Genomic DNA, 18,312 nt, shown 5'->3' with positions numbered 1-18,312 from the left:
AGAACCTCGTGGCAGATTAAAGAACACTCAAAAAAAGACTATTGATAACGATCATGCTTTTTTGAAAAAAGTTTTTAAATACCAGCATTTATCACAACGCCCACTCTAACCGCACCTTCAGAAATTTGTTAGCACTTTTAGGGGTGAATCAAGCAATCTTGAGCTCTTCCCTTTGTTCAGTACCGGCGTAAAGTAGAGTTTTCGGCCTGTCTTCTCCGTCCAAAAGAGGTCATCCGGCATGAAAAAGACACGTTATACCGAAGAGCAGATTGCGTTTGCCCTGAAGCAGGCCGAAACCGGCACACGGGTGGAGGAAGTCTGCAGAGAGATGGGGTTTCTGAAGCCACTTTTTACAACTGGAAGAAGAAGTTTGGCGGCATGGGCGTGACGGAACTGCGCCGTCTGCGTCAGTTGGAAGAAGAGAATCACCGTCTGAAACGGCTGGTGGCGGACCTGAGTCTGGACAAGGAGATATTGCAGGATGTCATCCGAAAAAAGTTCTGAGGCCCGTGCAAAAGCGTGACGCGGTGGCATATCTGCTGGAAGCTTACCGTATCGGACTGCGTCGTGGCTGCCGTCTGATGATGCAGAGTCGCACGGTGTACCACTATCGCAGTTGCCGTGATGACAGGACCATTACGCAGCGGATAAGGGAAATTGCCGAAACCCGTGTTCGCTATGGCGTTCAGCGCATTCATATTCTTCTGCGCCGGGAAGGCTGGCTGATTAACCATAAAAAAACACGCCGTATTTATTGTCAGGAAGGCCTGAACCTGCGGACAAAATGCCCCCGTCGACATGTCACCGCCAGACACAGACGTGCACGTCCAGGGGTGAGTGCGATTGACCAGTGCTGGAGCATGGACTTCGTGGCTGATAATCTGTTCAACGGGCGTCGTATCCGGGCGCTAACTGTAGTCGATAATTTTAGTCGGGAATGTCTGGCAATCCAGGTAGGTCAGGGACTGCGCGGAGACGATGTGGTCGCGGTGATGGGGCGCCTGAAACAGTTACAGAAGCGGGTGCCGGGACGGCTGCAGACCGACAATGGCAGCGAATTTATTTCTAAGCCGCTAGATCAGTGGGCCTATGAAAACAAGGTGACAATAGACTTCTCACGGCCCGGAAAACCGACAGATAATGCCCTCATCGAGTCATTCAATAACCGTTTTCGGGACGAATGTCTGAACGTCCACTGGTTCCTGTCACTGGAAGATGCTCAGGAGAAGATCGAACACTGGCGACAGGAATATAACCAGCAGAGACCGCATTCCTCGTTAAATAACCAGACTCCGGAGGAATTTGTTCGAAGTCTGCAAAAAGGCCCGGATCTCTGATTTAGCCTAGCCCCGATATTGGGAAGAGATCAAAACGCACCTTATTCTGTTGGGTATCCAACATTTGGGGTGCAGTTCAGATTACGGGCTTTATTTTTGTTCTAATTTTAAAAGAGAGACTATTTTATAAGTCTCCATTTTCTACAACCACAAGAAGGGCAAGAATATCTTTCTGCTAGCCATTTCGTTATCTCATCAGAGAATGCTAATAGAGCCACGCCACCAGTAACTATTGCAACACAAATAACAAAGGCGAATCCAGTCCCAGCAAAAAAATAAGTCACCCAAGCCCAGAAGCCACCACCAACAAAACTACCACCAAGAGCTTTTAAGAAAAATGTTTTATTGGCTTCTTCTTTAAACCCACATTTCCCACATTCAACATATGCCATATAGACCTCCGTGTTTCGTGACCAAATTCATTTTTTACTTAGAAATAGAGTGTCCACATTCAGGACAAAACTTCATTGTGCTATCTGTTAGAATGGCACCACAACCTTTACAATCGAGAGCATTAAGTTTTTTACGAAGCATCGCAATATGAATTACACACGGAATTGTAACTTTATAAGCGGGACCTGCTAGATCAATAGCTGTCCATAAGCCAGTAATCGCCCATCCAATAGGACCTGTTAGGATGGATGCTGTTCTCATTAATGTTGCATTAGTAGCAAGCATCAATCCTCTTCCAAGAATTAGTTTCGCAATTTGGTTAGCAATAATGAGTGTTAATTGATAAGAATAAAATCCACCAGATCTAAAAATAGCAATAAATGCAGATGTAGCTACTCCACCGCTACTTAAACCTCCTTTAGCTCCCATCTCATCCATAAGTCTTTGCTTATCTTCATCAGACATTTCATCTAAAGCTTTAGTTAGGATTGTTTCCAATATTGCATTTTCAATATCTTCAATGGTTTTTTCTTTGTTAAATGGGGCTTTTATTTTTTTTGCCACATCACAAACCATTTCATGATAACTAGGTCCCTCACCACCTCTAAATAAATTAGCAAATGAGTTTCCACCCATATCCCTGACTTCTTTTGCAATTAAATCTGCATATTCAGAATGAGATGGCTCGTGTAGTTTGTATGACTCATGAACGGTTAAAGTCTCAGATAGTTTTGTCTTAAGATATTCGACCAGAGGCGCCAAGTCTTCATCAGAAGAAATATCTAAAACGGGATTTATATCTTTATCAAAAACAGTTGTATTTTTCATTTTAATTCCTTTTATAAACAGTTCAATACCAATTTATTTATGTATTATGTGGATAAATTTTTCAGCAGGGGAAATACATTAAGAATTTTTTCTATTAACTTTTATATATTTTCAGAGAGTTAATTTTTGATGACTAATTCTCAAATAAATAAAGCTATACGTAAGTGTTAATCAAGTTTTCCGTTAGAACCTCTAACTTTAATAAGATTTTTAGACTAAGTTTTTAGCTTTGCTAATGTTTTCTTTGCATCTCCACATCCGTCATTGGCATAGATAGCCCCTTCTTTCATGACGGCCACGGAACTATACGCAATGAGTTTCTATGTATCAACTCCATTAATGGTCTTGATGAGGCTTTGTTGAATAAATACTTTTCGAGATACAGCAAAGCCGTTCACACACCTCTCAAGCAATACGCACGCTGTCCGGCATCCCCAGTAACATCATGATGTTTCGCGAATTCAGATAATAAGTACAACGCACAGTCATCACTGCATCATATGAGCGAGTGCTGAATGAGAACACAAACAGCCTGTTACGGCAGTTTATCCCGAAGGAGACAGACCTGAGAAGCGTGTCAGAAGAGGCGTTGCTGCAAGGCCACGCAAGTGTCTTGGGTTCAGGCAACCCTCGGTGGTATTTGCAGAGCTAAGAATGGCGGCTTAGCGTTGCACTTCGGAGTTGAATCCGCCAGATAGCTATCAGTCACGACCCGCTTCCTGTGCTATAGTCAGCGCCAGCAAAGATAACCTCAGACAACACCGCCAGACACACGAAACGATAACTGACAAACCATGACCGACGTAAAATCAGGTACACACTACACGGTATCCACCGACTCTCGCGCTTCTCGCCTTAACCGCTTCTCCATCGCGCCGATGTTGGACTGGACCGATCGCCACTGTCGTTACTTTCTTCGCCAGTTGAGCAGCCAGACGCTGCTGTATACCGAAATGGTGACGACAGGCGCGATTCTTCACGGCAAAGGCGACTATCTGGCCTACAGCGAAGAAGAACACCCGCTGGCGCTACAGCTCGGCGGTAGCGATCCGCAAGCGCTGGCGCAGTGTGCCAAACTGGCAGAACAGCGTGGCTATGATGAAGTTAACCTGAACGTTGGCTGCCCGTCTGACCGTGTACAGAACGGTCGTTTCGGTGCCTGCCTGATGGGCGAAGCGGCGCTGGTAGCAGACTGCATCAAGGCGATGAAAGACAGTACCTCAATCCCGATTACGGTGAAAACCCGCATCGGCATTGACGATCAAGACAGCTATGAATTCCTGTGCGACTTTATTCAAACCGTCGCCGAACGCGGCGAGTGCGAGACGTTTATCGTCCACGCGCGCAAAGCCTGGCTATCGGGCCTGAGTCCGAAAGAGAATCGGGAGATTCCACCGCTGGATTATCCGCGCGTTTACCAGCTCAAGCGCGATTTCCCTGCGCTTACTATCGCCATCAACGGCGGCGTCAAAACGCTGGAAGAAGCCAAAACGCATTTACAGCATCTGGACGGCGTGATGATGGGCCGTGAGGCTTACCAGAATCCTGGGATTCTGGCGCAGGTTGACCGTGAGCTATTTGGCATCGACACCGCTACGCCGGATCTGGCTGGCGTGGTACGAACCATGTATCCCTATATCGAGCGCGAACTCTCTCGCGGCGCGTCATTAGGCCACATCACGCGCCACATGCTCGGCATGTTTCAGGGCATCCCCGGCGCGCGTCAGTGGCGACGTTATCTGAGTGAAAACGCCCACAAACCCGGTGCTGACGCTGCGGTGGTAGAGCGTGCGCTAGCGCTGGTTAATCTGGTTTAAAAAACACTAACAGTTAGTCTTTTTCACCAATATTCTTTCATTTCTCTTCCCTGTGCCGCTGGTAAATCAATCACTTACCAGCGGCACATCTTGGCACGATTCTTGTTATAGCTTATGTAGCACGCAGAACTTTTCTCTGCGGTTTAACCGCTACAGGAGCACACCATGTTGGAAATTTTCTTCGTTATTGGCTTTTTTATCATGCTGATGTTGACGGGCGTGTCACTGCTGGGCGTGATTGCGGCACTGTTTGTGGCGTCCCTTTTTATGTTGATTGGTGGGCTATTTAGCATCGCGATAAAGGTGCTGCCGTGGCTGATTTTAGCCGTCGCGGCGATGTGGCTGTGGCGCAAATTTAGCGGGCGACCTGTCTACAACTCGCACCGCTATACCTATCGCAAATACACGTATCGCCAGCGCAACGGAAATGAGTGGTAATGCCAGAAAAATCTGAATTACGCACGAAAATGACGGGCAACGCCGTGTTTAACATCAACTTGTTTTACTACGGCTTGTTTTAATACGGATTGTTTTAATATGGCCTGTTTTAGTACAAAAGTGTGCGCCAGCAGATATTTTTTCCCGGATGTGGCTGCTAGGATGACGCCACAGTTTGACACCCGATTGTCGTTTAGAGGGTAAGCAAACTAAGTTGGGTAAATAAACCAAGTTAGGTAAATAAAACACGGTGGCAAAAAGCCACACAATTTCATCATCGTCAGGGAAATAATAGCCGCACAGCGGCACTTTCGTGACGATCACCACGCTGTACCCTACATACAGTCTGATGAAATTAGCGTAACGGCCAAGGCCTTTCAGGCAATAATACCGACTCGTTAAGAGTCGGTATTATTGTCAGGCTCTGTCACTCTGCAACCGCCTTCCCTGACCTCAGCACATTCACTCACACATCACGCCTACTCTTGCTATTGCAACGGCTCACGCTTGTATAGCTTCACACGAAAGCCTGATGGCGACATCGTAAAAGCAAAGCTCTCAGTGACGTCCGATGCGGGCTGCTGCGCCTCGACGCGGAACCCGCTACACAGCGCGTGAAATCCCAGTTTAATTTCCATTAATGCCAGCGACCGTCCGGGACACATACGCGGCCCGCCGCCGAAAGGCTGAAGATCGGAAAAAGAGGCCTTTCCGCGTTCAAGCCACCGCTCAGGCACAAAATCATCAGGCTGCTGAAACAGCGCGTCGTCAAACCCGCTCGCATTCAGCATCAGCAACAAAGGCGTGCCCTTTTTAATCAGGAAATCATCAATAGCGGTGTTCTTCGTTGGCTCAAGATACAGCAGCGGTGCAACGGGCTTGAGCCGCATCGATTCATACATCACCGCGGTGAGCCAGGGCAGTCGCGGAAGCGGCCACGGGAGGAGTGCTCCGGCACCATCAGCCGCCTCTTTACACTCTTGAAAAACGCACTCTTCGACCGAAGGTGCTGAGCAAAGCTGGAAACTCATCCAGGCCAGCGTATTCGCCGTCGTGTCTTCCCCTGCCAGCAGCAACGTAATCGCATTGGCGACAATGTCGTCGTCTTTCAGCGTCCCGTCTTTTTTCTGTTCGGCGAGCATCACCTGTAGCATATTTTCAGGCGTTTCCATTAACTGCGGATTAAGCTGGAGGCGTTTCCGCTGGCGATAAATGAACCCATCAACGTACTCGCGAATCAGGTTCAGACTGGCATCAAACTGCTTATCGCGCTCCGTCTTGATGAATCGCCATAAAGGAAACAGCGAACCGCTACGCAAATGAATCATAGGAAATAACTGACGCAAGCTTTGCGACAGCGGGTTTTCCCCCTGTTCGAGCGTATTCACGTCTTCACCAAAAGCCAGCAATGACGTGATATCAACCGTATAGCGCTTAAATTCTTCCACGAGGACAACGGTCTCCCCGGTTTCAGCCAGCATCGCGAAACGGTCAGATAACCGGGAGGTCACCTTCCTGAGGCTGGGATAGAAATACTTCAGATGGGCGGGCTGAAACATCGGCTCCGTCAGCCTGCGCTGATGCTCCCAGCGTTTCCCTTCCGATGAGAAAACCCCGTTCAACCCCGCTTCCTGAAACACGGATTCAATGCTGCTGATGCGCCGAAATTCGTCAGGGCGGGATTTCATGATGGTGCGAATACATTCCGCGTCGGCAATCACTATCGCGGACGTGAGCCCCAGCCTTAAGCGATAAAAGCGGCCATACTGCGCTTTCCACCGCAGCATCTGGAGATGAACATCACTTCGTTTCAGGTAATCAACATGCCCAAGAAGACTTCGGGTTGGGGGCATCGGCAGGCGTTTGATGGATCTCATACTCACATCCTTCTTTAGTGTGTGCAAAATCAGGCGAGAAATCGCCTGTGAAAACAACAATCGAGATAGCGGAGAGGTAAAGAGAGAACCATTTTTGAAAAAATGCCGTGGAGCCGATGCTCACAGCCAGACGCGACATACGCGTTCGATTCTGCTTATTGGGATTGATGTATGGCACAGACAACGAGCAAGGCACAGGATCTGAATGACCGTCTTAATCTGCTTTTCGTCAAATCCTACAGAGAGGTGTTTAAAAAACAAACAAACCGTTTTGGTTTTTTTGTTAAGAAGTAATACTGTCGGCCACGCTTTTCCCTGTCTGGAAAAGGGGTAGCGGGAGAAGCGAGGTTATCGGCAGAATGCGATAACCTCATTGAACAATTAGCCCGGAATCAGCAGGCATGAGCCCTGCGTACTGCGGCTTTCCAGCGCCCGATGCGCCGCTTGCGCATCCGACAGCGCGAATTTCTGGTTCTGCGGCACATCTACCGTAATCGCCCCGCTGGCGATCAGTGAAAAGAGTTCATTGCTGGCCTGTTCCAACTCGGTGCGATTCGTCACGTAGCCAAACAGCGACGGACGCGTGACGTACAGCGAGCCTTTCTGGTTCAAAATCCCCAGATTGACGCCGGTAACCGGCCCGGACGCATTACCGAAGCTGACCATCAATCCACGACGGCGCAGGCTATCAAGCGAGGCTTCCCAGGTATCTTTCCCGACCGAGTCATACACAACGTTCACCTTCTGCCCGTCGGTCAGTTCTGCGACGCGCTGTGCAATATTCTCGGTACGGTAATTAATGGTCGCCCAGGCACCCGCTTGTTTTGCCCGTTCCGCTTTCTCATCAGAGCCCACCGTCCCGATCAGCTTCGCCCCCAGCGCCTTCGCCCACTGACAGGCAATCAGCCCAACGCCACCCGCCGCGGCATGGAACAGGAAGACTTCATTTGGCTTGATTTCATACGTCTGACGCAGCAGGTAGTAAACCGTCAACCCTTTCAGGAAAGAGGCCGCCGCCTGCTCAAAGCTGATGGCATCCGGCAGCAGCGCCACTTTTTCCGCCACCACGTTGTGCACGTCGCTATACCCGCCCAGCCCGGACTGCGCATACACCACGCGATCGCCGACTTTCAGCTCGCTAACCCCTGTTCCAACTTTCGTCACGACGCCTGCCGCTTCGGTTCCCAGCCCGGAAGGCAAATCCGGCACCGGATACAGGCCGCTGCGAATATAGGTATCGATAAAATTAATGCCGATGGCGCGGTTCTCAACCTGAACCTCTCCCGCAGCGGGGTCGGCAGGCGTGAAATCCACATATTGCAGAACCTCGGGGCCACCATAAGCTCGGAACTGAACGCGTTTTGCCATGTTATCTCCTTAATCGTGACAGGTTCATCGTTTCACCATTATAGGTATCCGATTGTGTTATTTCGGACGTGTGGCATATACAATGCCCCCTAATCCAATGGCAAATCAACCGGTAAAGAACCCGTTTCATGGCAGAGAAAAGACCCACCAATAAATCGAATGAACCCCGTGACCGCCAGATGGAAGGTCTGAAACTTCCGCCACATTCGCTGGAAGCGGAGCAATCGGTATTGGGTGGCCTGATGCTCGACAATGAGCGCTGGGATAATGTCGCCGAGCGTGTTGTCGCGAACGACTTCTATAACCGCGCCCACCGCCTGATCTTCACCGAAATGCAGCGCCTGCTCGAAATGAGCAAACCCATCGACCTGATTACGCTGTCCGAATCGCTTGAACTGCAAGGTTCGCTGGAATCCGCCGGTGGCTTCGCCTATCTTGCAGAGCTAGCTAAAAACACCCCGAGTGCCGCGAACATCGGTGCCTATGCCGATATCGTACGCGAGCGCGCCGTGGTGCGTGAAATGATCTCCGTCGCCAATGAGATCGCCGATGCAGGCTACGATCCACAGGGGCGCAGCAGTGAAGATCTGCTCGATCTGGCGGAATCCCGCGTCTTCCAGATCGCCGAAAACCGCGCCAGCAAAGACGAAGGTCCGAAAAGCATCGACCGTATTCTCGAAGACACCGTTTCTCGTATCGAGCAGCTGTATCAGCGCCCGCACGACGGCGTAACCGGCGTGTCTACCGGCTATCAGGATCTGGATAAAAAGACCGCAGGCTTGCAAAAATCTGACCTGATCATCGTCGCGGCGCGTCCATCGATGGGTAAAACCACCTTCGCCATGAACCTGTGTGAAAACGCGGCGATGATGCAGGATAAACCGGTGCTGATCTTCAGTTTGGAGATGCCCGGCGAGCAGATCATGATGCGTATGCTCGCGTCGCTGTCCCGCGTGGATCAGACCCGTATTCGTACCGGCCAGTTGGACGATGAAGACTGGGCGCGTATTTCCAGCACCATGGGGATCCTGCTGGAAAAGCGCAACATGTACATCGATGATTCCTCCGGCCTGACGCCAACCGAAGTGCGATCCCGCGCCCGCCGCGTGTTTCGTGAACACGATGGCCTGAGCCTGATCATGATCGACTACCTGCAGTTGATGCGCGTGCCGTCGCTGTCCGATAACCGTACGCTGGAGATTGCAGAAATTTCCCGCTCGCTCAAAGCATTGGCAAAAGAATTGCAGGTTCCGGTCGTCGCCCTATCGCAGCTTAACCGTAGTCTGGAGCAACGTGCCGATAAGCGCCCGGTCAACTCGGATCTGCGTGAATCTGGCTCCATCGAGCAGGATGCCGACCTGATTATGTTTATCTATCGTGATGAGGTTTATCACGAAAACAGCGACCTGAAAGGCATCGCTGAAATCATTCTGGGGAAACAGCGTAACGGCCCGATTGGTTCCGTTCGTTTGACCTTTAACGGGCAGTGGTCGCGCTTTGATAACTATGCCGGCCCACAATATGACGATGAATAACGCAGCGCTCAGCAATGACAACACTGCACTAAGGAACAAGAATGAAAACGGCAACTGCCGTCATTAACCGGCGTGCTTTGCGCCACAACCTGCAACGTATCCGCCAGCTCGCGCCTGGCAGCCAGGTCGTTGCCATCGTGAAAGCCAACGCCTACGGCCACGGCATGATCGACGCTGCCCATACCTTTTCCGACGCTGACTGTTACGGCGTCGCGCGGCTCTCCGAAGCGCTGGCACTGCGCGCCGCGGGCATCACCAAGCCTATCGTCCTGCTGGAAGGCTTTTTCTCCGCAGACGAGCTTCCGCTTCTGGTGGAGCACCAGCTAGAAACCGCCGTTCACAGCCCCGAACAGCTTGCCGCCCTGGAACAGGCCACGCTGCCACAGCCGATCCCCGTGTGGATGAAGCTGGATAGCGGCATGCACCGCCTTGGCGTTCTGCCGGAACATGCCGACGCGTTTTGGCAGCGCCTGACCGAATGCCGCAATGTGGTTCAGCCGGTCAATATCATGAGCCACTTTTGCCGCGCCGATGAGCCCGAAGCCGGCACCACCGAACGCCAGCTAGCCTGCTTCGATGCCTTTACACAGGATAAGCCCGGCGCGCAGTCCATCGCAGCCTCCGGCGGCATTCTGCTGTGGCCGCAGTCGCACCGCGATCGCGTTCGTCCCGGCATCATTCTCTATGGCGTGTCGCCGCTGGATAACGAAGACGCCGCGCATTTCGGCTTCCAGCCCGCAATGACCTTTACGTCTCACCTGATTGCCGTACGTGAACACCACGCGGGCGAAGCAGTCGGTTACGGCGGCACCTGGACCAGCCCGCGCAACACCCGTCTGGGCGTGGTGGCCGTCGGCTACGGCGATGGCTATCCGCGCTGCGCGCCAGCAGGAACCTCCGTGCTCATCAACGGGCGCGAAGTGCCGCTTTCCGGCCGCGTATCAATGGATATGATTACGGTGGATTTAGGGCCGGATGCGCAGGACAAGGTTGGCGATGAGGTCATTCTTTGGGGGCCAACGCTACCGGTTGAACGCATTGCCGCGCATACGGGTGCCAGCGCCTACGAACTGATCACGCGCTTAACCCAGCGCACTGCGGTGGAATACGTCGACGGTGAGTAAAAACGTACCAGCAGGTTTTTATCGGCAGGCGCATGGCTTGCCGACCTTAAAACGGGTTATCTACTATGCGGCAAGCTGGCTTGCCGTCTCCGCGATCCTGACGCTGTTTGCCCTCGTCAATTTCTATACTCTGAAACCGACGGATGTCGGCGGCACGCTGTTTGGCGGCATGTTTAGCGCGATGTTCGATCTCATCTACTGGTCTTGCGCGGCATCGGGTTTCTGTTTTCTGGCGCTCTTTCGGCTTTCAGGATGGCGTGTTGCCTGGATACTCGCGGGTCTGGTGCAAATCGGCATCAGCGCCCTGTGGCGGATTCAATATTGGCAGGAGTATGAAAACGACAATTTGATACTCTCCCCGATGCCCGGTGAACTGTATGTTTCCATGCTGGTAGGCGCAGGCATGGCCGCCATCGGCATCGTGAAATATCGACACACGCGGCGCAGCCCAGTCGCTCAACGCCCAACCTATGCTAAAGCCGTCGCCGCATTGCTGCTCGTTGCGCTTTATCTTGCGCTTCCGCTACATCTCTACCTGCGTGAACCTCTCCCCTACTGCGCCTTTAGCCCTGACGGACAACAGTTAAGCATATGCCTGGGAGACAATGACGAGCGGATTATTGTGGAGTGATGGATTTACTACCGTATAGGCAGCTTAGAAAATGCTAACAATTTACATCACAGAGCTAATAAGGTTCACTGCCGAGCAGGCAGCTAAGAAAATAAAGCTCTCCTAAAATCAGGAATAAAAAACTCATAGGCAACGCGGCCTAAAAAGCTGGTAGTCTGTTTGGCCGACTGCCTGATACTGTTTAGGAAACGCGATGTACCACATTGATGATTTCGATCTGAAAATCCTGACGCTGCTACAGACGAACGGCCGCCTGACCAATCAGGAACTGAGCGATCTGGTTGGGCTTTCCGCCTCGCAGTGTTCCCGCCGCCGCATCGCGCTGGAACAGGCACAGCTGATTCTCGGCTATCATGCCCGTCTGTCGCCGAACGCGGTCGGGCTGGAATGTCTGGGGTTGATTGAGGTGCGACTGATCAATCACACCAGCGAATACGTTGAGCGCTTTCACCAGATGCTGGGGGAAGTGGATGCCATCATCGACGCCTATAAAACCACGGGTGATGCCGATTACCTGTTAAAAGTCGCCGTGGCAGATCTGCCCGGACTCAGCACGCTGATTAGCCAAATTCTGTCGCAGAACAAGAGCGTCGCGCACCTGAAAACCTCAGTGGTATTAAACCGCCTCAAAGAGAACGGTTTGATGATGCCGGAACTGCCTGCGTTGCCCTAAGTTGGGGCAATCGCCTCTATTTGGTGCAAAAAAGGAATGATTCGCGCAACAAAAACCGAATAAACGCACAAAATAGACAAATAAATAATAAAAAACGCATGAATCACGCATTATTTTCATTCATATAATTCAATATGTTGCTCTTATCGCAGGCGGGATTATGCTGATGCCCGCCGCTAAGCAGCACTATCTGGTGCGATTCTTGCTTTGGTAAGCACATGTTTTTACGACAGTCTGTTGAGTGCTCACCATGGATAACGTTATTCCCACACAAAAACTATCACACACGCTGCTGGAAGATATTCTGGCGATACTGATCGGCACGCTGATGGTATCGTTTGGCGTCATTCTGCTGCGTCAGGCCGGTGCCCTCACCGGCGGCACCGCAGGTATCGCTTTTCTTATCCACTATCTGACAAACATCTCCTTTGGCGTCGCGTTTTTCCTGCTGAATCTGCCCTTCTATTATCTGGCCTTGCGCCGCATGGGGTGGGAATTCACGGTGAAAACGTTCTGCGCCGTCGGGCTGGTGTCGCTGTTTTCCGACCTGCACCCGATGTTCGTTCATTTCGATCAGCTCAATCCGTTCTACGCCACGCTGTTTGGCAATATCATCACCGGAATCGGCTTCGTAGTGCTGTTCCGCCATAAGGCCAGCCTCGGCGGCATGAACATTCTGGCGCTGTATCTTCAGGATAAATACGGCCTGCGGGCGGGAAAACTCCAGATGGGTGTTGACGTTGTGATTGTGCTGACTTCCCTGTTCGTGGTAAGCATACCGATGTTGATTGCTTCGATTCTGGGGGCAACCATTCTGAACCTGATTATCGCGATGAACCATCGCCCCGGCCGTTACGCGGCCTGATTGTCCCCACCATCGTCGGGGTTGCGGTACCCATAAAAATGACACATTCAGGAGAGCTACACTGTGTTTCAAAACGTTGATACCTATGCCGGAGATCCTATCCTGTCTCTGATGGAAAAATTCAAACAGGATCCAAGAGCGGATAAGATCAATTTGAGTATCGGGCTCTACTACAACGAGCAGAATATTATCCCACAGCTGCGCTCCGTCAGTGCGGCAGAAAGCAGCCTGAAACAGCCAGCACAGAGCGCGAGCTCTTATTTGCCGATGGAAGGGCTACAGCCTTACCGTACCGCGATCCAACAACTGCTATTTGGTGAAAACCACGCGGCGCTGGAAGCGGGTCGCATCGCCACCATCCAGACACTGGGCGGTTCCGGTGCGCTAAAAGTCGGTGCGGACTTCCTGAAACGCTACTTCCCGAATTCAGAAGTGTGGGTCAGCGATCCAACATGGGAAAACCATATTGCGATTTTTGAGGGCGCGGGCTTTAACGTTCACACTTATCCGTATTTCGATGGCGAAAATCTGGGCGTGAAATTTGACGCCATGCTGGCCACCCTGCAATCGTTGCCAGCACGCAGCATCGTGCTGCTGCACCCGTGCTGCCACAACCCGACCGGTTCCGACCTCACCACCGAACAGTGGGATCGCGTCATTGAGGTCATCATCCAGCGTGAGCTGATTCCGTTTATGGACATCGCCTATCAGGGCTTTGGCCTCGGGATTGAGCAGGACGCCTATGCGATTCGCGCCGTTGCCAGTGCGGGTGTTCCGGCACTGATCGCCAACTCGTTCTCCAAGATTTTCTCACTGTATAGCGAGCGCGTCGGCGGCCTTTCCGTGGTGTGTGACGATGCTGACAGCGCACAGCGCGTTCTGGGTCAGTTAAAAGCAACCGTCCGCCGCAACTACTCTTCCCCACCGAATTTCGGCGCACAGGTGGTCTCTAAAGTCCTGAACGACGTGCAGTTGAATGCCGACTGGAAAGCGGAAGTCGAAGAGATGCGTACCCGCATTCTGAGCATGCGTCAGGAACTGGTTTCGGCACTGAAAAACGCACTGCCGAACCGTAACTTCGACTACCTGCTCACCCAGCGCGGTATGTTCAGCTACACCGGATTCAGCCCAGAACAGGTTGATCGTCTGCGTGAAGAATTCGGCGTGTACCTGATCGCCAGCGGCCGTATGTGTATGGCGGGGCTGAACCACAGCAACGTCCAGCGCGTTGCTGCGGCTTTCGCCGCGATTCAGTAAATCGTAAAATAATAAAGCCACTGGCTTAACCGACTCACCGTTGTGAACTCGCTTAACTCAGTGGCTTCTGTGATAAAAATCCCATGACCCAACTACGCTATCTGAACGGCTATCCCCCAGCGATTGTTGCCCAAGTACAAACGCTCCTCGATCAAGGCAAACTCGGCCTCTGGCTGGAAAAAAGATACCCTGACCGTCATCCGATCCAGAGTGATAAGTCGCTCTATCAGTTTGTCGCCGAGCTGAAACAGCGCTATTTGAAAAACGCCCCAGCGATATCAAAGGTGCTTTACGACAATAAACAGAACCCGATAAAAGGGACGCTAGGAACCAATACGTTTGTGGCGCGTGTGCAGGGCGGAAAATTAAAGTCCAATAACGAAATCAGAATAGCGACGCTGTTCCGTGACGGGCCGGAAGATTTCCTGCGGATGATCGTGATACACGAACTCGCTCACCTCAAAGAAAAAGATCACAACAAGGCCTTCTACCAACTCTGCTGCCATATGGACCCTGATTATCACCAGTTGGAATTTGATATGCGAATCTGGCTGAACTGGCGAGAAATAAATGCGGGTTAGGTCTAACTTCACCTTTTATTATGACTCGCTTTACTTTAGCTTTGCCTTAGCCGTATTATTTCCGCGCGGATAATCAATATATTATCACGTAGTCTATTGATAAATATTCTCATAAGGATTTGATATGGCTAATTTGATTTATGCCAGCATTAATGGTCAAAAACAGGGCTTAATATCATCTGGTTGCTCAACGCTAGATTCAATTGGTAATCGCTACCAAACGGGTCATGAAGATCAAATACAAGTATTAGGTTTAAACCACAGCATCAGTCGCGAACAGAATGTCGCACATCACCCGATTCATTTTATTAAGCCAATCGATAAATCGTCTCCGTTATTAGGGATGGCGATCTCTTATAATGAAAAAGTTGATGTGACATTTTATTTTTATCGCGTCAATTCCGCTGGGCAGTTAGAGCTTTATTACGAAGTGACCTTAACGGATGCGAGCATTGTCGACGTCACCTGTGTCTATCCACACGTCATCGATAATAACGACATCATGCCGTATGAAAAAGTCCAGCTGAAATATAAAACCATAGCATGGAATCACAAAATCGCAGGAACATCAGGTTACAGCATTTGGGAAGAAATGAGTCTCTAAGATTTATGACCTTTGATAACAGGCGCATCTTATCAGGTGTGCTTGTTATTTACCATTCATCACAAAGAGCGATATTTTTCACATATTTATTGGGATCCATCCAGAAGTTTTTAGGACAGATTTCATAGCCTTGTTCTCTAAAATTAAAAGATATATACATAGATGCAATAAAACTAACCACCACACCAATAAAAAAAATAACCACACACACTTGCTAATATTCCATGCATTCCTATAGGTTTGTTTTTTACTGCCATGTAAAACCCTAAATACGAAAAGTAGAATAATATTGGTGCACCAAAAATAAGTATACCTACTTTCCATGAAAAGATAATGACATCGTTTAGCCTAAATAGATTCCAATAGCCGTTAAAAGAAAACCATATTCCCCAGCATGTAAGAATAAAAGTCAACACTGAAAACGCGAAAAATAATGGCCTATTTATTTTAAACACGAACAATCCTCCACAAGCATGAAAAAATAAAGACCTATCAGATCATTGTTTACCATTCATCACAAAGAGAAATGTCTTTCACATACTTATTGGGAGCTATCCATGAGTTCTTAGGACAGGTTTTATAATCTTGATCATTAAGATCATATGATATATAAATTGATGAAAAAAAACTAACAACCGCACCAAATATAGCCACAACAGCTAATGAGTTAGCTAGTTTATTATTCATTTTAGGCACTTCATTTTTTATAGCTGAATAAAATGCCAAATATGAAAAATAAAACAACAAAGGTGATCCAAATACCATTAAACCAAGTTTCCATGAAAAAATTATCACATCACTTTTTTGTAAAAAACTCAAATATCCATTGAAGGAAATCCAGCTAATAAAACATGAAATAAAAAAAAGGAAAACTGCAAACGCACCAACTAATGGCCTGTTTACCTTAACCACAAATACCCCCTAAATTATAAAGTAATTATAACTACATTTATTCTTTACAAAGAGCAATATTCCTTACATATTTATTGGGAGCTATCCATGAGTTCTTGGGACAAATTTTATAATCCTGTTCATTAAGACTATAAGAAATACACATAGATGAAAATAAACTCGCCGCAGTACCAAAAATAGCAAATATAACCAATACATTTGAAACTTTATTATTCATTTTAATTGGTCTATTTTTTACAGCAGAAAAAAAACCAAAATAAGAAAACTGGAACACTATTGGAACTAGAAAAATTATCACCCCGAGTCTCCATGAAAATGAAATAACATCATTTAGATTAAAGAAATCAATATACCCGCTTAAAGAGAACCATCCTCCCCAGCATGAAAGAAGAAAAATAAAAACTGAATATATGAAAAAAAACGGTCTATTTATCTTAACCACGACTGACTCTCCCCTCATCCATGAAAAAGTATACTCTTGTACCATTTCTAGTCTTTACAAAGAGAAATGTCTTTCACATACTTATTGGGATCCATCCAGGATATTTTTTGACATACTAAATAACCTCTATCATCCAGACTATACGATATATACATTGATGAAAAAAAACTAACCACTGTGCCAAATATAGCTATAACAGCCAATACATTAGCTAGTTTATTATTCATTCTCGCCATTTCATTTTTAATTGAGGAATAAAATGCCAAGTATGAAAAATAGAACAATAGTGGCATTGCAAATACTAAAACACCAACTTTCCAAGAAAAAATAATTACATTACTTAATTTAAAGAAGGCTAAATACCCACTTAAAGAAAACCAGCACCCCCAGCAGGACATGAGGAAAACCAACGTCGCAAATGCACCAACTAATGGCCTATTTATCTTAACCACGACTATATCTCCCCCAAGCATTAAAGAATTGATCGGGATGGTATGGATAATATTTTGAATTATATGATTTATGCGATTTCAATTTTTTTATTATTGATTCACTTATTTTATACTCATTATCTAACCAGTATAAGATTGCACTCACTAAAACACCTAAAAAGAACACCCCCATAGCAATAGCAAGAACGCCACCGCCTGTAACCATAAGCCCAGTAGCTGCCATTTTCGCCCCCCATGCAACCCCAACCGATACAGCTAACTTTGCCGCATCCATCGTTAAATTAACAAAGAAATCGGTTAGTGCGTATTCATCTTTCACCATCAACTCAATGGCTCGATAAGCACCTGAAAACACAATGCAGAACCTCGCTCCTGCCGCAATACCACTTTCAATGCCTTTGGTACCTATTCCTATATCGAGTATTTTTTGGTTACTGACTAAATATCGGGTGGCATCTAGATACTTTCTTACCCCCGGATAACCAGATAATTTTATGTACTTACTGCCATTTTTCCCGACATATTCCGTTGCCGTTACACCGAATCCTTTTATCTCCATCACGATTCGGCTCACAGACACGGCTTCTGCGATGTTCCCAGCAAACGATGAAACAGGATCGGTACAGGCAAAAATGGCCGTTTTCCACGACTCATTAGGGTTTGGTGTACATAACGTCTTTAAAAAATACGTCGCTTCCTGCACAGTTAATATGGCATGAATGTTATCGTTATTTATTTCATTGAGTTGAGCATGTAATTTCTGATAGTTAATATCAGCATGCTGCTTTTTAAAATCAAGATGATCTTCTAGCCGATAGTCATCATCCACAAGCGTTTTTAAAACCGGGTCATATTTCACAGCATCTCATTCCTTTGAATTTTACTTAAGTCAACGAACTATTTCCCTGTAAGGCTACTTTAACGGAAAAATGATGATTTTTAAATGTTAATAATGCCCAATCCGCAATTTTCCATTCCACACAAAGAAACCCATTACTTAAAAATGTTACGAGAAAGGGGAATCAGAAATACGTTATTTAACGATGATAACGCATCAAATACTGACGATAGTGCTACCTCGATAATAGCCAGATAATGGCGCTTAAGACAGGGGATAAACTGCCTGTACGGCAGTGAACGGTAATACCGCCGCAACATCCTTGTATCTCTTTTTCTAA

19 protein-coding genes and 3 pseudogenes are annotated in these 18,312 nt (G+C 48.3%); 12 read left to right on the top strand and 10 right to left on the bottom strand.

Annotated elements, in window-relative coordinates; all coding sequences use genetic code 11:
• Positions 1-238: 238 nt before the first annotated feature.
• Positions 239-1,337: pseudogene (locus ACIPUG_RS07795) on the top strand (IS3 family transposase).
• A 119-nt stretch (positions 1,338-1,456) separates the two neighbouring features.
• On the opposite strand, the gene ACIPUG_RS07790 reads toward ACIPUG_RS07795, so the two are convergent.
• Positions 1,457-1,729: a hypothetical protein gene (locus ACIPUG_RS07790; RefSeq protein ID WP_071822608.1), complete on the bottom strand. Its 273-nt coding sequence runs from the start codon at positions 1,727-1,729 to the stop codon at positions 1,457-1,459.
• Positions 1,730-1,763: 34 nt separating this feature from the next.
• A complete protein-coding gene (locus ACIPUG_RS07785; RefSeq protein WP_039502067.1) occupies positions 1,764-2,558 on the bottom strand; it encodes a ubiquinol-cytochrome C chaperone family protein in 795 nt (264 codons plus the stop codon).
• 493 nt (positions 2,559-3,051) lie between these two features.
• On the opposite strand from ACIPUG_RS07785, the pseudogene ACIPUG_RS07780 reads away from it, so the two are divergent.
• The 3 genes and pseudogenes from ACIPUG_RS07780 to pspG form a co-directional block, all read left to right on the top strand.
• A pseudogene (locus ACIPUG_RS07780) lies at positions 3,052-3,224 on the top strand (IS30 family transposase); the annotation flags it as partial.
• A gap of 128 nt (positions 3,225-3,352) precedes the next feature.
• A complete protein-coding gene (gene dusA, locus ACIPUG_RS07775; RefSeq protein ID WP_400338069.1) occupies positions 3,353-4,375 on the top strand; it encodes a tRNA dihydrouridine(20/20a) synthase DusA in 1,023 nt (340 codons plus the stop codon).
• A 165-nt stretch (positions 4,376-4,540) separates the two neighbouring features.
• On the top strand, positions 4,541-4,813 hold the full coding sequence (gene pspG, locus ACIPUG_RS07770; protein ID WP_400338067.1) for an envelope stress response protein PspG: 273 nt from the start codon (positions 4,541-4,543) through the stop codon (positions 4,811-4,813).
• 54 nt (positions 4,814-4,867) lie between these two features.
• Here the strand turns inward: pspG and ACIPUG_RS07765 are convergent, their stop codons facing one another.
• The 3 genes from ACIPUG_RS07765 to ACIPUG_RS07755 all read right to left on the bottom strand — a co-directional run bounded on the left by ACIPUG_RS07765 (position 4,868) and on the right by ACIPUG_RS07755 (position 8,058).
• Positions 4,868-5,140 (bottom strand): hypothetical protein, encoded by a 273-nt coding sequence (locus tag ACIPUG_RS07765; RefSeq protein WP_400338066.1) that lies wholly within the window; start codon positions 5,138-5,140, stop codon positions 4,868-4,870.
• A gap of 161 nt (positions 5,141-5,301) precedes the next feature.
• Complete coding sequence (locus tag ACIPUG_RS07760; protein WP_400338064.1) at positions 5,302-6,690, bottom strand: cytochrome P450; 1,389 nt, start codon at positions 6,688-6,690, stop codon at positions 5,302-5,304.
• Positions 6,691-7,071: 381 nt separating this feature from the next.
• Positions 7,072-8,058, bottom strand: a complete 987-nt coding sequence (locus ACIPUG_RS07755; RefSeq protein WP_100018210.1) for a quinone oxidoreductase — start codon at positions 8,056-8,058, stop codon at positions 7,072-7,074.
• A gap of 128 nt (positions 8,059-8,186) precedes the next feature.
• Between ACIPUG_RS07755 and dnaB the strand changes: the two genes are divergently transcribed.
• From dnaB to ACIPUG_RS07715, 8 genes are all read left to right on the top strand, one after another.
• On the top strand, positions 8,187-9,593 hold the full coding sequence (gene dnaB, locus ACIPUG_RS07750; protein WP_010279223.1) for a replicative DNA helicase: 1,407 nt from the start codon (positions 8,187-8,189) through the stop codon (positions 9,591-9,593).
• A gap of 41 nt (positions 9,594-9,634) precedes the next feature.
• The gene (gene alr / locus ACIPUG_RS07745; RefSeq protein ID WP_400338062.1) at positions 9,635-10,717 is read left to right on the top strand and encodes an alanine racemase; all 1,083 of its coding nucleotides are present in this window, start codon (positions 9,635-9,637) and stop codon (positions 10,715-10,717) included.
• Entirely contained in the window at positions 10,710-11,348 is a 639-nt protein-coding gene (locus ACIPUG_RS07740; RefSeq protein ID WP_400338060.1) for a hypothetical protein, read from the top strand. The genes alr and ACIPUG_RS07740 overlap by 8 nt, the downstream gene beginning before the upstream one ends.
• Before the next feature lie 193 nt (positions 11,349-11,541).
• On the top strand, positions 11,542-12,021 hold the full coding sequence (locus ACIPUG_RS07735; RefSeq protein WP_010295086.1) for an Lrp/AsnC family transcriptional regulator: 480 nt from the start codon (positions 11,542-11,544) through the stop codon (positions 12,019-12,021).
• Between the two features lie 250 nt (positions 12,022-12,271).
• Entirely contained in the window at positions 12,272-12,886 is a 615-nt protein-coding gene (locus ACIPUG_RS07730) for a YitT family protein (RefSeq protein ID WP_014916569.1), read from the top strand.
• A gap of 63 nt (positions 12,887-12,949) precedes the next feature.
• Positions 12,950-14,143 (top strand): amino acid aminotransferase, encoded by a 1,194-nt coding sequence (locus ACIPUG_RS07725; protein ID WP_039526699.1) that lies wholly within the window; start codon positions 12,950-12,952, stop codon positions 14,141-14,143.
• An 83-nt stretch (positions 14,144-14,226) separates the two neighbouring features.
• Positions 14,227-14,724 (top strand): M48 family metallopeptidase, encoded by a 498-nt coding sequence (locus ACIPUG_RS07720; protein ID WP_205531921.1) that lies wholly within the window; start codon positions 14,227-14,229, stop codon positions 14,722-14,724.
• A gap of 124 nt (positions 14,725-14,848) precedes the next feature.
• On the top strand, positions 14,849-15,328 hold the full coding sequence (locus ACIPUG_RS07715) for an Hcp family type VI secretion system effector (protein ID WP_014916572.1): 480 nt from the start codon (positions 14,849-14,851) through the stop codon (positions 15,326-15,328).
• A 49-nt stretch (positions 15,329-15,377) separates the two neighbouring features.
• On the opposite strand, the pseudogene ACIPUG_RS07710 reads toward ACIPUG_RS07715, so the two are convergent.
• From ACIPUG_RS07710 to ACIPUG_RS07690, 5 genes and pseudogenes are all read right to left on the bottom strand, one after another.
• A pseudogene (locus ACIPUG_RS07710) lies at positions 15,378-15,783 on the bottom strand (DUF1240 domain-containing protein).
• Between the two features lie 49 nt (positions 15,784-15,832).
• Complete coding sequence (locus tag ACIPUG_RS07705; protein WP_400338057.1) at positions 15,833-16,240, bottom strand: DUF1240 domain-containing protein; 408 nt, start codon at positions 16,238-16,240, stop codon at positions 15,833-15,835.
• 37 nt (positions 16,241-16,277) lie between these two features.
• Complete coding sequence (locus tag ACIPUG_RS07700; RefSeq protein WP_400338056.1) at positions 16,278-16,682, bottom strand: DUF1240 domain-containing protein; 405 nt, start codon at positions 16,680-16,682, stop codon at positions 16,278-16,280.
• A gap of 47 nt (positions 16,683-16,729) precedes the next feature.
• Entirely contained in the window at positions 16,730-17,134 is a 405-nt protein-coding gene (locus ACIPUG_RS07695; protein ID WP_072009234.1) for a DUF1240 domain-containing protein, read from the bottom strand.
• On the bottom strand, positions 17,127-17,993 hold the full coding sequence (locus ACIPUG_RS07690) for a hypothetical protein (RefSeq protein WP_080753156.1): 867 nt from the start codon (positions 17,991-17,993) through the stop codon (positions 17,127-17,129). Before ACIPUG_RS07690 ends, ACIPUG_RS07695 begins: the two co-directional genes overlap by 8 nt.
• Between the last annotated feature and the right edge of the window lie 319 nt (positions 17,994-18,312).

The organism is Pectobacterium sp. CHL-2024 (assembly GCF_044751765.1).
GTDB classification, from domain to species: domain Bacteria; phylum Pseudomonadota; class Gammaproteobacteria; order Enterobacterales; family Enterobacteriaceae; genus Pectobacterium; species Pectobacterium brasiliense.
This window is presented reverse-complemented; position numbering and strand designations above follow the sequence as displayed.

Coding starts and splice junctions, on each gene's coding strand:
- ACIPUG_RS07790 (WP_071822608.1), bottom strand. CDS start 1,729: ATGGCATATGTTGAATGTGGGAAATGTGGGTTTAAAGAAGAAGCCAAT.
- ACIPUG_RS07785 (WP_039502067.1), bottom strand. CDS start 2,558: ATGAAAAATACAACTGTTTTTGATAAAGATATAAATCCCGTTTTAGAT.
- dusA (WP_400338069.1), top strand. CDS start 3,353: ATGACCGACGTAAAATCAGGTACACACTACACGGTATCCACCGACTCT.
- pspG (WP_400338067.1), top strand. CDS start 4,541: ATGTTGGAAATTTTCTTCGTTATTGGCTTTTTTATCATGCTGATGTTG.
- ACIPUG_RS07760 (WP_400338064.1), bottom strand. CDS start 6,690: ATGAGATCCATCAAACGCCTGCCGATGCCCCCAACCCGAAGTCTTCTT.
- ACIPUG_RS07755 (WP_100018210.1), bottom strand. CDS start 8,058: ATGGCAAAACGCGTTCAGTTCCGAGCTTATGGTGGCCCCGAGGTTCTG.
- dnaB (WP_010279223.1), top strand. CDS start 8,187: ATGGCAGAGAAAAGACCCACCAATAAATCGAATGAACCCCGTGACCGC.
- alr (WP_400338062.1), top strand. CDS start 9,635: ATGAAAACGGCAACTGCCGTCATTAACCGGCGTGCTTTGCGCCACAAC.
- ACIPUG_RS07735 (WP_010295086.1), top strand. CDS start 11,542: ATGTACCACATTGATGATTTCGATCTGAAAATCCTGACGCTGCTACAG.
- ACIPUG_RS07730 (WP_014916569.1), top strand. CDS start 12,272: ATGGATAACGTTATTCCCACACAAAAACTATCACACACGCTGCTGGAA.
- ACIPUG_RS07720 (WP_205531921.1), top strand. CDS start 14,227: ATGACCCAACTACGCTATCTGAACGGCTATCCCCCAGCGATTGTTGCC.
- ACIPUG_RS07715 (WP_014916572.1), top strand. CDS start 14,849: ATGGCTAATTTGATTTATGCCAGCATTAATGGTCAAAAACAGGGCTTA.